Below are 16,058 nucleotides of genomic sequence, written 5' to 3'. Positions count from 1 at the left end.
CTGAGTCATCGTGAAAAGTAATCTCCGGAAATTCCTACTTCTCCTGGTCGCTATAAGCTCTTTTTCGGCTTTTACCCAGGAAACTAAGGAACCCCGGCCACTGATCAATATACTTGAGGAGGTTAGTGACAACTACGGATATCGCTTTAACTATGCGATTTCTACTATTCAAAACATTGTATTGACTCCACCAGATAAGCAGTTGTCTATCGAAGAAGTGCTCCACTATCTTTCAGAAAAAACAGGCCTTGCATATTCCATACTTCCAAACAAATTCATTACCATAAAAAAAGCACATATCTTCCTTTGTGGTTATCTAAAAGATAAGGATACGCAAAAAAGTCTTCCTTTCGCCACTATCAGGAGCAATCGTTCTTCAACGATATCAGATGAAAATGGTTATTTTGAAATTTCGGTACAGGGAATATCGGATTTGCTTACAATTCGTTATTTGGGATATAAGAACCTTCAACGCCAGGCCAGATTTTTTACCTCCGGAAACTGTGCCGATATCTACCTGGTGGCCCAACAACAGCAACTCCCTGAAATTGTTTTATACGACTACCTTATCCGGGGGATCGACCAGCTGAATAATGGCTCTTACCAAATCGATTTCAGCAGGTTCAGCATTCTTCCTGGTCTCACAGAAACAGATGTCTTACAATCAGTACAGGCCCTTCCAGGCATACAAAGTATTAATGAAACGGTGTCCGATATTAATATTAGAGGTGGCACCAATGATCAGAATCTCCTGCTTTGGGATGATATTAAAATGTATCAGTCCGGTCATTTTTTTGGTCTTATTTCTATGTTCAACCCCATGATCACAAAAAATGTATCGCTGCGCAAGAACGGCACCCCAGCTTCCTATACAGATGGAGTGTCTGGTACCATAGCCATGGAAACAGACGAGGCTCTTACTGAACAACCAACAGGATCATTAGGCGTTAACTTTATTGACTTCAGTGGTTTCCTGGATACGCCTATAGGCAAGCGCTCATCTCTTCAGCTGGCCGCACGTAAGGCCATCAGTGATTTTGTTGAAACTCCCACCTATTCTGAGTATTTTTCAAGGATCTCACAAGACACAGAAGTAGAAACCAATGCCGCCAATATTATCAATTCGGACCAAACATTCGATTTTTACGACGCCTCCTTGCGGTGGCTATGGCATCCTTCAGATAAAGATCAGGTCAGAGTTAATTTTATCCATGCTAGCAATACCTTGCAGTTTAATGAAAACAGTACGGTGAACAGTGCAGATGTGAGAAGGGAAAGTAGCCTGACACAGAATACCATGGGAGCAGGATTAAAGTACCGCAGAAACTGGAACCAAACTTTTAACACAACCATACACCTTTACAATACTGATTATGAGCTCAGGGCTATCAATGCCAATATCCAGAATGATCAAAGGTTTTTACAAGAAAACAAGGTGTCTGAGACCGGCGCAAGATTCACAGCCGGTTATACAATTAATGATTGGCTTCACTGGACCAATGGATATCAGTTTATAGAGACTAAGGTCACTAACCTGGATGACGTTGACAATCCTATTTTTATCAGACTCAACGGGGATGTGCTACGCATTCATAGCGGATTTACGGAATTGGGTTATTCCTCCAAAAACCGTTCAACAAACGCCAATTTAGGGCTCAGAACGAATTACCTCGATAAATTCGGGCGTTGGTTATGGGAACCGCGCCTAAGTTTAAACCACCGCTTTCTTAAGTGGATGACACTGCAAATTTTAGGAGAATATAAACATCAGAATACATCACAGATCATCAATTTTCAAAATGATTTCCTGGGCGTAGAGAAACGGAGGTGGCAATTGTCTAATGATGCTGACGTTCCCGTCATTGAAGGAAAGCAGGCTTCTGTAGGTCTGAGTTTTAACAAAAAAGGATGGCTGCTTAATGCCGTAGGATATATGAAAGAAGTGGAAGGAATCACGGCACAAAGTCAGGGATTTCAGAACCAGTATGAATTTCAAAAAGCTGTAGGAAGTTATAAGGCCAGCGGTATTGATCTTCTGATAAGGAAACAGTTTAAAGGAACCAGTACCTGGCTGAGTTATTCTTATTTAAATGCCGATTATACTTTTGATACATTTTCTGAAGTATCCTTTCCGAGTAATTACGATATTACTCATGCCGTTACCTTGGGTGCCAGTTATGAACTAGGTCAGGTAAAAATTGCAGCCGGATGGAACTGGCATAGTGGTCGCCCTGCAACGGCAACAGATGCTACCAACCCCGTTGTAAATAATCAGGTGAATTTCGGGCCCAGCAACTCAGATCGTTTACCAGATTATATGAGGGTTGATCTGTCTGCCATATATCAATTCTCTATAAGCCATCAATCAAAAGCCCAATTGGGATTTTCTATTTGGAACCTGCTAGATCGTGAAAATTATATCAATAATTATTACAGACCTGAAACAACAGGAGGCGTTAGGGAATTTCTCCAGCCTTCCCTGGGGATTACGCCAAATGTTGTCCTCAGGGCATTTTTTTAGTCCAGTTCTGAGTATTTAATAATATTTCTAGGAACATCCATTGTTACACTACAAAAAATCATGTGAGATACGAAGTTTATATTTGTTTTTTACATACGTTATAGACTGAAATTTATCTTATGCCACACTGGGCAATTTTTACAGAAACCTCCACGCCGGTAAGAGAACTCCTAAACTTCTTACTAAACGGACCCTATCCTGATGGGTTTGAAGCCCTGCATTCAATGAAAGGGGTACTTTTTTCCACTACTGAGATCGCCTGGTTTATAGAAGAAGAACTGCGTCATGATCGCAAGATCCTGAGTAAAAATAGCCACCAAAGTCTTCAGAGCATGTCTAGTGGTGAACGAAAAAAAGCCTTGTTCTCCCATCTATTATCGCAACAGCCAGATTATATGATACTAGACAATGCCTTTGACAATCTGGATGTCCCAACCAGGGAGTATTTTACGGAAACTATTCATAGGCTGAAAAGTTCAATGAGCATTATACAAGTGCTGAGTCGCAAGTCGGATCTGCTTCCGTTTATTGATCGCTATGCCACCTGGCATCAGGATCAACTAAGCTGGTATGATAAGATTCCCGCCACAGCGGATCTATCTGTAAAAGAAAATAAATATTTTAATCAACCACTTCCTTCCCCATTAGAACGAGTGGCCTATCAACAAAAAATACTAATTGAATTGAGAAATGTCTCTGTTTCTTATGGAAACAAGCCCATTTTGGATAAGATAAACTGGAAAATAAAACCAGGTGAATTCTGGGAGTTAAAAGGAGCCAATGGCAGTGGAAAAACTACCCTGCTTTCACTCATCACCGGGGATAATCCCAAGGGATACGGGCAAGAATTATATCTTTTTGGAAATATAAAAGGAAGTGGAGAAAGTGTGTGGGATATTAAAAAACAAATTGGGTACATTACTCCGGCACTCACAGACAGGTTCAGGGGATACCATACTATAGAGAATATGCTGATCTCAGGCTTGGTAGACTCTATTGGACTGTATATACAACCCACGGATGAGCAAAAGAAACTAGCTGTTTCCTGGTTGTCATTACTAGGGTTGGCAGAGCAAAGAGATACCTACTTCCATGACCTTGGAAAAGGACAACAACGCCTTATTATGTGTGCCCGGGCCATGATCAAACAACCTCTATTGCTTATCCTTGACGAACCCACTTCCGATCTGGATGACAATGCTGCAGAAATGGTAATCCAGTTGGTCAACAAACTTGGTAAAGAGAGTGATACAGCCATCGTTTTTGTCTCACATAGGGAAGAACCCGGATTGAAGCCAAAAAGTATACTGAAGTTAAGCGCTTCCTTACATGGTTCTGTAGGAAATATTTTGAAGTGATCTTCTGATTTATTACTTTAAAGAAAAATTGCTTCCTAATGCCTTATACAATAGAACATAGAGTGCTTCCTGAGTATTTGGAGGTACACATCGAGGCAACTATTGTTCCCGGTAAAGAAGCACAGGAAGCCATAGAACGCTGGTTTAAAATCGCAGAATTGTGTAAAATTGAAAAGCGAAACTTAATTCTCGCATTTATGGACCTTCAGGGCCAGCATACTACTGATTCGAAGTTTAAATTGGTAGATACAGCCTCCACCTTAGGTTGGCTTCCAAATTATAAATTATCAATGGTTGTCAAAAACGAAAAGCAGCAACATCATCTTTCGTTTACTGAGACCGCCATGAATACCCTGGGATTTGAAATGAAGATTTTCAAAAATAAGCGTGATGCCAAAAAATGGCTGTTCACTGAATGAAAAATAGGATAGAACACGAAGTGTATGAGCAATACCTGGAAGTGCGGATGTACGGCAAGGTAGACCCGGCTTTGGAGAAGAACGAATCTATTTCCAGATGGTCAAAGATTGCAGCGCTTTGCAAACAAGAAAATCGGAATAAAGCGCTGGTTGTTTCCTATTTCAAAGGTGTATACAGAATGGACACTTCTTTTAATCTGGTAGAGAATGCCAATAATTTGGGTTGGGATTTCGACTATAAGCTAGCCTTGGTAGCGCCCGATGAAGAGCGGTTTATGCGCCTTAGATTTATAGAAAATGCGATGATACAATACGGCTATGATATGAAGCTCTTCCGAAGTAAAAAGGAGGCTAAAAAATGGCTTTTACCCTAGACAATACAATAAAAAAACCGCCCAAAATGGGCGGTTTTTTTATTTTAATAGCTATTAGCTATTAGGTTTCGTCTTCTTTTCCTTCAAGGTATCGTACATCACAGGTGTAGCGATAAACAAGGAAGAATAGGTACCTACAATGATCCCAATGATCATTGCAAACATAAATCCTCTCAAGGTTTCTCCACCAAAAATAAAGATAGCAAGCAATACTACCAGCGTAGTTAAGGAGGTGTTCAAGGTTCTGCTCAAGGTACTGTTCAATGCCATGTTTGTATTGATGCCATAGTTAAACCCTTTTTCGTTTACAATTTCACGTATCCTATCAAATACTACAACAGTATCATTCAGGGAATACCCTATTACTGTCAGTATTGCCGCAATAAAAGCCTGGTCTATCTCCATACTGAAAGGCATGTATGGGCTGAAAAAAGAGAATACTCCCAGTACTACTACTATATCATGGAAAACAGCTACCACTGCTCCCAGCGAGAATTGCCACTTTCTAAATCGCAAGAGGATGTAAAGGAATACAACTGCCAGGGAACCGAAAATAGCCCATACTGCATTCTTTTTGATATCATCTGCAATGGTAGGACCAACCTTTCTATACTTCATGACTCCTATATCTTCATTGGTACCTCCTGGGATAAAATCTTCATAGGTAGTGCCGTCTGGCAAATATTTTAGTAAGGAAGTATGTAAGATACTAAGGATCTCGTCATCTACTTCTGTACCCTGTACATCTACTTTGTATTTTGTGGTCACCATGATCTGGTTGGCATCCCCAAAGGTCTTTGCACTTGCACTCCCTAAAGTTGCGGTTAGTTCGTTCGTGATCTCTGTAGGGCTCACCGGGTCAACAAAGCGGATCTGGTAATTTCTTCCCCCAACGAAATCGACTCCCTGATCTAGTCCGCGAGTAGTAAGCGAGAATATACTGGCGATAATAACGATCCCAGAAATGATATAGGAAAACTTTCGTTTTTTAAGAAAGTCGATGTTTACATTATTGAACAGGTTCTTGGTGATGAAAGTGGAAAAGGTAAGCGATCTTCCTTTCCCCGAAATATACCAGTCTACCAATAATCTGGTAATAAAAATAGCGGTAAACAAAGAAGTTAGGATACCTATGATCAAGGTGGTTGCAAATCCTTTGATAGGTCCCGATCCAAAAACAAGAAGGATCAATGCTGTTAGTCCTGTGGTAATATTCGCATCAAGGATAGAAGACAAGGCATTATTAAAACCATCATTTATGGCCTGCCCTTTTCCTTTACCTTTTTGTAACTCTTCTTTGATCCTCTCAAAAATAAGTACGTTGGCATCTACAGACATCCCAATGGTTAAAACGATACCAGCAATACCGGGTAAGGTAAGTACTGCTCCTAAACTTGCCAAAACGCCAAAGATCAAAACGATGTTGAAACTCAATGCTAAATCAGCAAAAATACCTGCTTTTCCATAGTAAAAGATCATCCAGATCAACACGAAGACCATGGCAATCATAAAAGAGGTAAACCCACTGTCTATAGCCTCCTGGCCCAAGGAAGGTCCTACAACAAAGGAATCGATAATATCTGCAGACGCCGGTAATTTACCTGCTCTAAGTACATTCGCGATATCCTTGGTCTCGTTTACGGTAAAAGTTCCTGTAATCTCTGAACTTCCTCCCGATATACCTCCTACCTGAGAAACCCCAGGTGCGGTATACACTTTATTGTCTAGTACAATAGCGATCCCTGTATTATTAAGGTTGGCTTCACTCGTTAGCTTTTCCCACTCCTTGGCACCACGGACGTTCATATCCATTCCTACAGCGGGCCTGTTGAACTGGTCGAACTGATCCCTGGCATCACTTACTACATCACCACTAATACGTGGCAAGGCATCTCTATTAGATTTTAAAGCAAACAAACCGGCTACCTCTGAATCTTGAGAGGGCCGTTCCCATAGGAATTTAGTGAATTGAACTTCTGCCGGTAATAACCTTCGGATCTCAGGCATCCTTAACCATGATCCTATCTCGGCAGTATCTTTTATTGCTGCGATCGCTATGGCATAACCGGGACCATTTAATTGTAATTTTTCAAAAAGTGGATTTCTCTCAGCAGTAAGGTCGAGCGAATCCTGAGCTACATCAGATAATAAAGAATCTATCTCTGTAGCTTCTTTAACTTCCTCCTGGGATGTAACTTCCACCATGGTCTTTAAGCGATCATTGGCCTGAATAAAGAAGTTGATCAGACTTTGATTGCCTGGCTCGTAGGTCTCCCAGAATTCGAGTTGTGCAGTACTGGAAAGAAGATCTTGCGCTCTGGCTATATCTCTTGCTCCGGGTAATTCAACAAGGATACGCCCTGAGGTCCCTTCCCGTTGAATGTTGGGTTGTGTTACTCCAAAACCATCGATCCGTTCGCGAAGTACTTCAAATGCTGACACTATAGATTCATCGATCTTTCTTCTGATGATAGGTCTTACCTGATCATCTGTCATTTGGAAATTGATCTCATCGCTCAGCCCTTTATTGGCAAAAATATCGGGAGCAGCAAGTTTTGTATCCCCTTTAATATTGTCGAAGGCATCAAAGAACAAATCGATGTAAGTATCATCACTGTCTTTAGAAGCCTCATCTGCGTCTGCAAGTGCCTTATTGAAAACAGGATTCTTCGTATTATCTGCAAGTCCTTTTAAGATATCCTTTACGGAGATCTGTAGGGTTACATTGATCCCTCCTTTAAGGTCGAGTCCCTTGTTAAGCTCTTTCTTTTTTGCTTCTTCGTAGGTAGTAAAGCCTAATACCGTATTGTCTCCAATAGAATCGAGATAGCTGGCTTCCATGGCCTCGCGCTCTGCGACGTAATTTTCAACGGTAGACGGGATTTTTGCGGAAGCATATGTCTCAGCTTCGTCTTCAACTTTACTGGTAATGAAGGTGTAAGAGAGTTGATAAATACTTACAAGCCCGAACAAGAAAGCAAAAAGCTTAATCAGTCCTTTATTCTGCATCTGTGTTTTGAATTAATTGATGGTATCCGTAAATAGCGTGCAAATATATCATTTCCAACAGGAACTGACAATTTATTTACCGGATTTATGGCGCTATAAATGCTGCTTTTCAACAGCGCAATTCTTGGCAGTAAAGGTCTAAAAAAAGGCGCTCCGAAAGGAACGCCTTGTGTTTTGTCAAGATTTCAACACTTATACATCTAATAAGTCGTTGGTCTTCCGTACCCCTTCCGCACTCTCCTGCATTTTTGCTTTCTCTGCCTTATCGAGCTCCATTTTTACAATTTTTTCGATCCCATTCCTTCCTAAAATAACAGGTACACCAATACAAATGTCTTTTAAATCATATTCGCCGTCCAGAAAAACAGAGCAGGGAAATAGTTTTTTCTGATCACAGGCAATGGCCTGTACAAGACCGGAAACAGCGGCTCCGGGAGCATACCAGGCGCTAGTTCCCAATAATTTTGTCAATGTGGCCCCTCCTACTTTGGTGTCTTCCACCACTTGTGCCATACGATCTGCTGATAGAAATTCTGACACTTTTACGCTATTTCTTGTAGCATGTCTGCCAAGTGGTACCATTCCTGTATCACTGTGACCGCCAATAACCATTCCATCTACATCAGAAATAGGAGCACCCAAGGCCTCAGCCAGGCGATATTTAAATCGAGCACTGTCTAGAGCACCTCCCATCCCAATGATCCGATTCTTAGGCAGGCCTGTCACCTTGTGGACCAAATAGGTCATCGTATCCATAGGATTACTAACCACTATTAAAATTACATTAGGTGAATGTTTAATAAGACTGGTAGATACTGTATTTACAATTCCTGCATTGATACCGATTAGTTCTTCTCTTGTCATACCCGGTTTTCTCGGTATTCCTGAGGTGATCACAGCAATATCGCTATTGGCTGTCTTAGAATAATCGCCTGTAGTTCCTGTGATCTTGGTATCAAAACCATTCAATGAGGCCGTCTGCATAAGGTCCATCGCCTTCCCTTCTGCATATCCCTCTTTAATATCTAACAAGACCACTTCTGAAGCAAAATCCTTAATGGCAATGTATTCTGCACAACTTGCCCCTACGGCACCAGCTCCCACTACTGTAATTTTCATAATTCTATTATTTTATATTGTATTAATAAGCCCGAAACAATGCTTTCAGAAGACAATTATTTTCAGGCAATTTTCTAGTTTTTCCCTTCAATTTAGGGCGAATCAAAAATAGGGAAATTTAACATAATTCTCAGGAAGAGTCCACAGAATATTTAATTAGGTCCAAAGCCAGCAAGTGCAATTCTATGGGCTTTCCTATAACGATTAGATGACGTTCGTCGAAAAAAATGCTATTCATAGTGCTGTTCATCGATAATTGGCAATAGATAGGAAGTTGAGGTCGTTAGGAATTTAACATAGATCCCAAATCTAAAAAACCTACATTTTGAAAAAGCTAGCATCCCTCATGGCTATCATTGCCATTATCCTGGCGAGTAACTGTTCAAGAGTACCAGAAAATAATGACCCCATCATTGGCATCTGGGCCAAAACAGCTATCACCAATACATCAGAAACTGAACGTCAAAACAATAGACAGGAATGGATCTTCAATGATGTGTTCCTTGGAAGGTACCATTCATATAATGGAAATACCCTTGATGTAAAGACCGATTTTAGCTGGACGGTAGATGATGGTGTTTACACCATCTCATATCCCGGTACTGATATGCCCAGCGATCAGGTAAGTTTAAAACAATCTGAAGAAGGTAAGATCCTGGAAGACACCCAGGGCAATATACTGGCTCACAGAGAATAATATTTCCCCTGCTTTTTTCCTAATAATTGCAAAACAGCCTTCCATTGGAAGGCTGTTTTTATTTAAGTGGTTAGTTGGATAGTCTTATTATCTGAACCCTACGCTAAGACCTACAGAAAGGTTATTAAATTCTGCTATGGTATAATCTGCATGAAGGCGGAAGAATCCCAATTTAAGTTTGGTACCTATGTTAGCGGTAACGCCACTGGCATCTTTAGTAAGTGTAAATGGATCTACATAGGTGTTTTGAAAAGGTCCTGACTGAACAGTATACGTTCCAAGGACTGCTGTTTCCGATTTACCGGACATATATCCCAAACTCCCATAAAAGTTAATAATAGGCAGCTTGGTAGATACTACGGCCTGAAAAACCCAGGTATTGATCTTGGCATCGATCGATTGATCGGATCCTGCAATAATATTGGTATCTGTAAAATCATAGGTGCCATTTATATGGGTATATCCAATAACTCCGGATATAGCAATGGGTAATACCTTATCTGCCGGCAGATGTTTTGTAAATTCATGTTGTATGCCAATTCCATACAGACTTATAGATACATCATCCGTTTTGATCTTTGGAAGGAAACGCGCTTTTAATTCGGTACCTTTTATTAATCCTACACTACCTTGTAAATACCCAGATGGGATAAAATTTATTCCCTCAGAAGCCAATCCGGAGGGAAGATCAAATTCTTCCCTGGAAGTTATTCCCGGCGCAATTTCGGCCTCTACAAAGACCCGGACACCTTCAATATCACCCAGAGCCGAGGATACCGTTTTAGAGGGACTTCCGTCTACAAACTGAAGATTTTGATAGTCGGCCGTATTCAAAACAAAGGTCTTTTTGTCCTCCTTGTTCTTAAAGCCGGTAATATTCCCAATAATAGAGACCTCAAAGCCTCCCAATGGTTTTGCATCTCCGGTATTGAACCAGGAGCCCGAAATACTGTATATAGCACCTTCGGAGACAGGAGCCAGATAGTCGTTCATAAAGGTTTCTGCATCGTCTAAACCGGCTGCAAATATATCATTAGCATTACCTTGTGCTTGTGTAGCTAAGACACAAAACATCATCATAGCAAAAAGTAGATTTTTCATATCGTTATAATTTTGTGTAAAACTAAAAAACTCGCACCGGGGGTGCGAGTTTTTGTTGTGTAACGGCCTTTTTTATGCATCAATGTTCGCATACACCGCATTTTTCTCTATAAACTCCCTTCTCGGTGGCACCTCATCACCCATCAACATGGAGAAAATTCTATCAGTTTCTGAAGCATTATCTATAGTCACCTGCCGCAGCGTTCTGAATCCCGGATTCATTGTAGTGTCCCACAATTGTTCGGCATTCATTTCTCCCAAACCTTTGTATCGCTGAATGCTTACACCCCCTTTAAAAGAGTCGGCAATGGTATCGCGTTCCTTGTCATTCCAGGCATAATTCTTTTTGTTACCCTTTTTCACTAAATACAATGGCGGCGTGGCAATATACACATGGCCTGCTTCTATCAGTTCGCGCATATACCTGAAGAAAAAGGTAAGGATCAGCGTTTCAATATGGCTGCCATCCACATCTGCATCACACATAATGATGACTTTGTGATAGCGTAATTTTTCTAAATTGAGTGCCTTACTGTCCTCCTCGGTTCCAATAGTTACCCCGAGGGCCGTATAAATGTTCTTGATCTCTTCATTTTCGAAGACCTTATGTTGCATAGCCTTCTCTACATTAAGTATCTTTCCTCTCAAGGGTAAAATAGCTTGAAAATTTCTGTCTCTTCCCTGTTTGGCCGTGCCTCCCGCAGAATCTCCCTCCACAAGGAATACTTCACATAGAGCAGGATCTTGTTCTGAACAATCGGATAGTTTTCCTGGGAGTCCACCGCCACTCATAACATTTTTCCGCTGCACCATTTCACGAGCTTTGCTAGCTGCGTGCCGTGCCTGCGCTGCCAGGATCACCTTTTGTACAATGATCTTCGCATCGTCCGGATGTTCTTCCAGATAATTGGTAAGCATTTCGGAAACAGCCTGACTAACCGCTGCCGATACTTCCCTGTTACCCAGTTTTGTTTTGGTCTGCCCTTCGAACTGAGGTTCCTGTACTTTTACAGATATAATAGCCGTAAGTCCTTCCCGGAAATCATCTCCCTGGATCTCGAATTTCAGTTTGTCGAGCATGCCGGAGGCATCCGCATACTTCTTCAACGTAGTAGTTAATCCTCTTCTAAATCCGGATAGATGGGTTCCCCCTTCATGTGTATTGATATTGTTAACATAGGAATGGAGGTTTTCTGTATAGCCGGTATTATAGACCATAGCTACCTCAACCGGGATATCATTCTTTTCCCCCTCCATGGCAATGATGTTCCTGATCAGGGATTCTCTGTTACCATCAAGGAATTTTATAAATTCCTTTAGTCCTTCGTCTGAATGGAACACATCGGAAACAAATTCGCCATCTTTATCCTTTTCCCTTTTGTCTGTAATGGTGATAGTGATCCCCTTATTAAGGAATGACAGTTCGCGCATCCTGTTGGAAAGGGTTTCGTAGCTAAATTCTATGGTTTGATTAAAGATATTCTCATCCGGATGGAAAGTGATCAGGGTACCTCTCTCTGAAGTGGTACCTACACTTTTAACAGGATACATTGCTTTACCGCGCTCGTACTCCTGCTCCCAGATTTTACCATCTCTATAAACCGTTGCCTTTAAAGTATTTGAAAGGGCATTTACTACAGAAACACCTACCCCGTGAAGACCACCGGAAACTTTGTAAGAATCCTTATCAAATTTCCCCCCGGCGCCAATCTTGGTCATTACCACCTGAAGAGCGGAAACCCCTTCTTTTTTATGCAGATCTACAGGAATACCCCGGCCGTTATCCTTTACAGATACGGTATTATCTTCATTTATGATCACACTAATGGTATCACAATAACCACCCATGGCCTCATCAATGGAGTTATCTACTACCTCGTAAACCAGGTGGTGTAACCCTCTTACCCCAACATCACCAATGTACATGGAGGGACGCATCCTAACATGCTCAATTCCTTCCAGGGCCTGAATACTATCAGCCGAATAATCGTTCTTCTTCTTATCTTCGCTCATATAACCTTTTAAGTTGTTCTGTTTGAAATTTTGATCGGAATACCCTCCACTTCGGCTATGCACAAAAAACCATCTAAAAGGTTAAAAATCAGATAGGTTTATCATCCTAATAACCCTGAGGACAGCCTTGTAAAAAGTAATCTCACAAATATAAGCAATAGCCCATGAAATATGGGGGTTGCAGCAAATGGAAGCGGTGAAGTTATCAACAATTTAACAACAATTTTTGATGATTTTCCAGGATTGCGGGTTTTCTGTTAATTCCATGACATTTGTTAGCTTTTATGAAAGCAAAGAGGCCTAATTTTACACTCAAATTAAAATTATCTGATCATTATGGCTGATTCCAGAGCAGTATCCTTAAAATTGATGTCTCATATCCAAAAGGTAGTTGACATTCAAAGCAGAATAATCTACTTTTTGTTAAGTCTTATTTTTGCTTTTGCCGTTACCTACTTTATTAATGAACCCGGATTAGACCAGGCTCAGATCTATGTTTTATTTCTATTATTTTTAGCAATTAGTCTGTGGGTAACAGAAGCCATTCCACCATTTGCGGTTGGATTAATGATCTTCGGATTTCTCATTTTCTCTATGAACAGCTACTATTCGCAAATAGACCCGGATAATGTTAGGCAACATTATATTGGCTATATCAATTCCTGGTCTAGCAGTGTTATTTGGCTGATGTTGGGTGGATTTTTTATTGCTGAAGCCATGAGTAAAACCAATCTGGACAAAACTATTTTTAGACTTTCAATAACCAAATTTGGTACGGCACCAAAAAAAATACTTTTGGGTCTTATGCTCACTACTGCCGTGTTTTCCATGGTGATGTCTAATACCGCAACAACGGCAATGATGATAGCCTCTGTGCTTCCTTTCTTAAATACCATGGATAAAAATGCACCAATGTCTAAAGCAATCCTGATCGGGATTGCAGGTGCTGCTGCTATTGGCGGTATGGGAACCATAATTGGGTCGCCTCCAAATGCCATTGCTGTGGAAGCATTGAACAGCCATGGTATTAAAGTAGGATTTCTGGAGTGGATGATGATCGGTTTTCCAATGGCCATACTTCTAACTGTTTTGTTTTGGTTTCTATTGACCAAAAAATACATCCCCAGAACAAAAAAATTGAAAATATCCCTTGAGGAGGAAGTACCAAATACGGATGTGGAAACATATAAATTTGAAATTATTAAAAAGCGAATAGTGCTCGCAGTACTTGGGTTAACTTTATTGCTTTGGCTTACAGAAAAATTGCATGGTATTCCGGCTTCAGTGGTCTCCTTGGTACCCATAATCCTCTTAACAATGTCCGGGATCGTAAATGGGGATGATGTTCGAAAACTTCCCTGGGATACACTTATGCTTGTAGCCGGCGGCCTTGCATTGGGACTTGCCATCAAAGAAACCGGATTGGCAAATTTCTATGTAGATAAGATCAAGGATTTTGAGTTAAACTTTTATGTGCTGGTATTTTTATTTGCGTTTCTTACCGTCATCTTGTCTAATATTATGAGCAATACGGCAACGGCCACTGTGCTCATCCCTATAGGGATTGTTCTAACCTTCAACAACCCGGTTGTTCTGCCTTTGGTAATAGGTTTCTGTGCCTCAATGGCCCTGTTTTTACCCATTTCCACACCTCCCAACGCCATTGCTTACAGTACGGGAAAATTGGAACAAAGAGATTTCAGGTTTGGTGGACTGGTTTTAGGTGGCCTGGGACCCATTTTAATTTCAGTAATAGTATTACTTACCTATATGTCTTTTATTTAAAAAAGATAGTTTACTAATTAAAGAAGCACCCATCTGGGTGCTTCCTGCTAACAAATTCAAAAACCCAACTAAAGCAGTAATTGGTGTTATTTTACATAGGCGTCCTCATGAACCATTGCCACGGCTCTTCCTGAAGGATCGTTCATGTTCTTAAATGCTTCGTCCCATTCTAAGGCTATCTGCGTACTACAGGCTACTGATGCCTCCTGAGGGACACATAATGCGGCAGCATCTGAAGGGAAATGTGATTCAAAAATAGATCGGTAATAAAATTCCTCCTTAGACCCGGGTGTTTGTATAGGAAAACGGAATTTTGCATTGGCTAACTGCTCATCTGTCACTTCCTGGTCTACCATTTCTTTAAGCGTATCTATCCAGCTATACCCAACACCATCTGAGAACTGTTCTTTTTGTCTCCAGGCCACACTTTCCGGGAGATACGATTCGAAGGCCTTACGTACTACCCATTTTTCCATACGCTCTCCATTGATCATTTTATCCTGTGGGTTGATCCTCATAGCTACATCCATGAATTCTTTATCCAGGAAAGGCACTCTGCCCTCAATTCCCCAGGCCGCTAGAGACTTATTGGCTCTCAAGCAATCATACATATGTAGTTTTTTCAATTTGCGCACCGTTTCTTCGTGAAACTCTTTTGCATTGGGTGCCTTATGAAAATACAGATATCCCCCAAACAATTCATCTGCCCCTTCACCGGAAAGGACCATTTTTATCCCCATCGATTTAATTACCCTGGCCATCAAATACATGGGCGTAGAGGCCCTTATGGTTGTTATATCATAGGTTTCCAGGTTGTAGATCACATCTTTGATGGCATCCAGACCTTCCTGTATTGTAAATTTTATCTCATGGTGAACGGTTCCTATATGGGCGGCAACTTTTTTAGCAGCTGCAAGGTCTGGAGACCCTTCCAGGCCAACAGAGAAAGAGTGAAGCTGCGGCCACCAAGCCTCTGAAGTATCGTCAGATTCGATGCGTTTCTGGGAATATTTCTTGGCGATGGCTGAAGTTACAGATGAATCTAAGCCACCGGAAAGTAATACCCCGTAAGGTACATCAGACATCAATTGACGGTGTACAGCGGCTTCCAGTGCATCACGGATCGCCTCAATGCTTGTCTCGTTGTCTTTAACGGCATCATACTCCATCCAGTCTCGGCTATACCACTGCTTCAGTTTACCATCGGTGCTTTCCAGGTAATGCCCTGGAGGAAAAAGTTCAATTTTTGTACAGATTCCTTCTAACGCCTTTAATTCTGAAGCCACATAGAAAGTACCATTTTTATCCCATCCCATATACAGAGGTATGATCCCCATATGGTCGCGAGCTACAAAATAGGTGTCCTTCTCAGCGTCATAAATAGCAAAACCAAAAATACCATTCATCTCGTCTAAAAAAACCGGACCTTTCTTCTGATACAAAGCGAGGATCACCTCACAATCCGATTCAGTCTTAAAATGGTAACTGTCGCTAAATTGCTTTCTAAGTTCTCTATGGTTGTAGATCTCACCATTAGCTGCCAGGATAAGATTTCCATCTTCACTTATAAGAGGTTGCTTCCCCGAGGCCGGATCAACAATGGCCAGCCTTTCATGGGCCAGAATAGCTTTATCATTGGAGTATATCCCGCTCCAGTCCGGG

General features: G+C 41.2%; 11 protein-coding genes. 6 read left to right on the top strand and 5 right to left on the bottom strand.

The window, feature by feature from the left end:
- Positions 1-10: 10 nt before the first annotated feature.
- From Q0X72_RS06605 to Q0X72_RS06590, 4 genes are all read left to right on the top strand, one after another.
- On the top strand, positions 11-2,521 hold the full coding sequence (locus Q0X72_RS06605) for a TonB-dependent receptor plug domain-containing protein (RefSeq protein WP_297763142.1): 2,511 nt from the start codon (positions 11-13) through the stop codon (positions 2,519-2,521).
- Between the two features lie 119 nt (positions 2,522-2,640).
- Positions 2,641-3,879, top strand: coding sequence for an ATP-binding cassette domain-containing protein (locus Q0X72_RS06600; protein ID WP_297763140.1), 1,239 nt, complete (start codon positions 2,641-2,643; stop codon positions 3,877-3,879).
- Between the two features lie 38 nt (positions 3,880-3,917).
- Complete coding sequence (locus tag Q0X72_RS06595) at positions 3,918-4,298, top strand: hypothetical protein (protein ID WP_297763137.1); 381 nt, start codon at positions 3,918-3,920, stop codon at positions 4,296-4,298.
- A complete protein-coding gene (locus Q0X72_RS06590) occupies positions 4,295-4,672 on the top strand; it encodes a hypothetical protein (RefSeq protein WP_297763134.1) in 378 nt (125 codons plus the stop codon). Before Q0X72_RS06595 ends, Q0X72_RS06590 begins: the two co-directional genes overlap by 4 nt.
- 54 nt (positions 4,673-4,726) lie before the next feature.
- Here Q0X72_RS06590 and secDF read toward each other — a convergent pair whose 3' ends face one another.
- Complete coding sequence (gene secDF, locus Q0X72_RS06585) at positions 4,727-7,681, bottom strand: protein translocase subunit SecDF (protein WP_297763131.1); 2,955 nt, start codon at positions 7,679-7,681, stop codon at positions 4,727-4,729.
- 192 nt (positions 7,682-7,873) lie between these two features.
- Complete coding sequence (mdh, locus tag Q0X72_RS06580; protein WP_297763128.1) at positions 7,874-8,800, bottom strand: malate dehydrogenase; 927 nt, start codon at positions 8,798-8,800, stop codon at positions 7,874-7,876.
- Positions 8,801-9,125: 325 nt separating this feature from the next.
- On the opposite strand from mdh, the gene Q0X72_RS06575 reads away from it, so the two are divergent.
- The gene (locus Q0X72_RS06575) at positions 9,126-9,497 is read left to right on the top strand and encodes a hypothetical protein (protein WP_297763126.1); all 372 of its coding nucleotides are present in this window, start codon (positions 9,126-9,128) and stop codon (positions 9,495-9,497) included.
- An 87-nt stretch (positions 9,498-9,584) separates the two neighbouring features.
- Here the strand turns inward: Q0X72_RS06575 and Q0X72_RS06570 are convergent, their stop codons facing one another.
- Positions 9,585-10,598, bottom strand: coding sequence for a DUF6588 family protein (locus tag Q0X72_RS06570; RefSeq protein ID WP_297763123.1), 1,014 nt, complete (start codon positions 10,596-10,598; stop codon positions 9,585-9,587).
- A gap of 72 nt (positions 10,599-10,670) precedes the next feature.
- Entirely contained in the window at positions 10,671-12,611 is a 1,941-nt protein-coding gene (gene gyrB / locus Q0X72_RS06565; RefSeq protein WP_297763121.1) for a DNA topoisomerase (ATP-hydrolyzing) subunit B, read from the bottom strand.
- Between the two features lie 336 nt (positions 12,612-12,947).
- Here gyrB and Q0X72_RS06560 point away from each other — a divergent pair, with 336 nt between their 5' ends.
- The gene (locus Q0X72_RS06560) at positions 12,948-14,396 is read left to right on the top strand and encodes an SLC13 family permease (protein ID WP_297763118.1); all 1,449 of its coding nucleotides are present in this window, start codon (positions 12,948-12,950) and stop codon (positions 14,394-14,396) included.
- Positions 14,397-14,482: 86 nt separating this feature from the next.
- On the opposite strand, the gene asnB is transcribed toward Q0X72_RS06560, so the two are convergent.
- On the bottom strand, positions 14,483-16,058 hold a 1,576-nt coding region (gene asnB, locus Q0X72_RS06555; protein WP_297763115.1), incomplete at its 5' end, for an asparagine synthase B.

This window comes from uncultured Muriicola sp. (genome assembly GCF_947258935.1).
Classification (GTDB): domain Bacteria; phylum Bacteroidota; class Bacteroidia; order Flavobacteriales; family Flavobacteriaceae; genus Muriicola.
The sequence above is the reverse complement of the archived record's forward strand: the minus strand, read 5'-3'. Positions and strand labels throughout refer to the sequence as shown.

Excerpts from the sequence above, each read along its gene's own strand:
- Q0X72_RS06570 (WP_297763123.1), bottom strand. The coding sequence starts at position 10,598 with ATGAAAAATCTACTTTTTGCTATGATGATGTTTTGTGTCTTAGCTACA.
- Q0X72_RS06590 (WP_297763134.1), top strand. The coding sequence starts at position 4,295 with ATGAAAAATAGGATAGAACACGAAGTGTATGAGCAATACCTGGAAGTG.
- Q0X72_RS06600 (WP_297763140.1), top strand. The coding sequence starts at position 2,641 with ATGCCACACTGGGCAATTTTTACAGAAACCTCCACGCCGGTAAGAGAA.
- secDF (WP_297763131.1), bottom strand. The coding sequence starts at position 7,681 with ATGCAGAATAAAGGACTGATTAAGCTTTTTGCTTTCTTGTTCGGGCTT.
- gyrB (WP_297763121.1), bottom strand. The coding sequence starts at position 12,611 with ATGAGCGAAGATAAGAAGAAGAACGATTATTCGGCTGATAGTATTCAG.
- mdh (WP_297763128.1), bottom strand. The coding sequence starts at position 8,800 with ATGAAAATTACAGTAGTGGGAGCTGGTGCCGTAGGGGCAAGTTGTGCA.
- Q0X72_RS06560 (WP_297763118.1), top strand. The coding sequence starts at position 12,948 with ATGGCTGATTCCAGAGCAGTATCCTTAAAATTGATGTCTCATATCCAA.
- Q0X72_RS06595 (WP_297763137.1), top strand. The coding sequence starts at position 3,918 with ATGCCTTATACAATAGAACATAGAGTGCTTCCTGAGTATTTGGAGGTA.